We start from the raw sequence: 1,408 nt of genomic DNA on the forward strand, positions 1-1,408 counted from the left end.
CGTGTGGCGGCCTTGAGATGAGGCTCGATGCCCACCGGGTTCGCGGCAATGGCCACGAAATCCACCTTGGACCGATCGAGTTCAACGTGCTGCGGCTGTTGCTCGAGACGCCGGGCAGGGTCTTCAACCGCGACGAGCTGATTGGCGCCGCCTGGCCGGCCAACATCCATGTCGGTCCCCGCACCGTCGATGTGCATATCAGCCGGCTCAGAAAAGCGCTGCAGGCGGCCTCGCCCACCTTCGTCATTCGCACGATCAGGTCGGCCGGCTACTCGCTCGAATGGCCGGACGGCTGAAGAGCTAAACCGACGGAGTGTCACCACCCCGTCTCAGTCGTGCCGAGGGCAACCTGCGGCACACGGCGGTGAAGTCAGACCCTGATGGATAACGGCCAGGACGGCGATGGTGATCAGCGCTGCGATAAGCTGAGGGACTGTGGTGCGCGACATAGGCGCAACCAGGAGCCCCTTGGCTGAAATACCAGCGGCCGACGCATACTGTTGGGGTGCGGGGATTACATGAAACCGTCGGCCGCCAGCTTTGGGCGGGGGCGCGCCATCATATGACGCAGGGGGTAGATTAGGCGCGTTCGGTGCGCCTTCAATGAGGATGCCCGGATATGGTGAACAAGCGGTTACCATCCACAGGCTGGTCGGCTGTTAGTTTTTCGACGGTGGCGATGATCGCTTTGGCGAGCGCTTCTGGCTTGTTGGATCGGCCCTGACCGTAGAGACCCAAAACCGCTTCTTCGCTCGGCAGCACGCCGGCCGGGCAAGTTTCCTCAATCGCCATCCTGATCAGTCGTAGTGCGGCCCGGCAGCCAGGATCATTTTTCATCGTCGCTCTTATATACAAATTTACTAAAATGCGCGGAACCGATCGCGTTCACGCGACTTGAATCGCGGCTGGGGTATTGTGAATGCGGGCCGGTGATTTCCGCCTATCCGCTCAATCCTGCCCTTGTCGAGCCTGAAAATACCGCCGCCTCCGCCCTGCTGTTCAAAGTCCGCCTGCATATCATCCCAAGTGCCGAGATACCTGCCGCAATCTTTGCAAGTGGTCGGGGTTGGCGGAGCAGCATCAGCCGGAATTCTCAACCGGATCGTATGGGCATTCAAGCAACTGGTCGAGGTAGTCGTGGGTGATGCCGTTTGCCATCGGGTGCTTTGGGCGGGAGCATCGAAGTTGGCTTCCAAGCGTCCGCGTGCCCGCCAAACAGAGCAGACGACCGATTGACCCTACGCCTCAGTCACAGAATAGCGAGCCATTTCCGATCGCTTAAGCGCAAGAGTGCGTAGGCCCATGCCGGCCATTAGGGCGTAGTGACGATTTAACTATTTGAGCCAAATTGCGATAGCTGCGAGCTTGACGAAGCCCATGAAGTTGGCGAGCAGCTTGTCGTATCGGG

Annotated in this window: 2 protein-coding genes; one reads left to right on the top strand and one right to left on the bottom strand. The window is 59.7% G+C overall.

All coding sequences use genetic code 11. The annotated features are described in order from the left end of the window. Nucleotides 1-296: winged helix-turn-helix domain-containing protein (locus tag MESCI2_RS0125725; RefSeq protein WP_027038985.1), on the top strand; the 296-nt coding region annotated here is incomplete at its 5' end. 304 nt (nt 297-600) lie between these two features. Here the strand turns inward: MESCI2_RS0125725 and MESCI2_RS01000000135680 are convergent. Next, the gene (locus tag MESCI2_RS01000000135680) at nt 601-837 is read right to left on the bottom strand and encodes a hypothetical protein (RefSeq protein ID WP_050596693.1); all 237 of its coding nucleotides are present in this window, start codon (nt 835-837) and stop codon (nt 601-603) included. Nucleotides 838-1,408: the final 571 nt, after the last annotated feature.

It is taken from the genome of Mesorhizobium ciceri WSM4083 (genome assembly GCF_000519305.1).
Classification (GTDB): Bacteria; Pseudomonadota; Alphaproteobacteria; order Rhizobiales; family Rhizobiaceae; genus Mesorhizobium; species Mesorhizobium ciceri_B.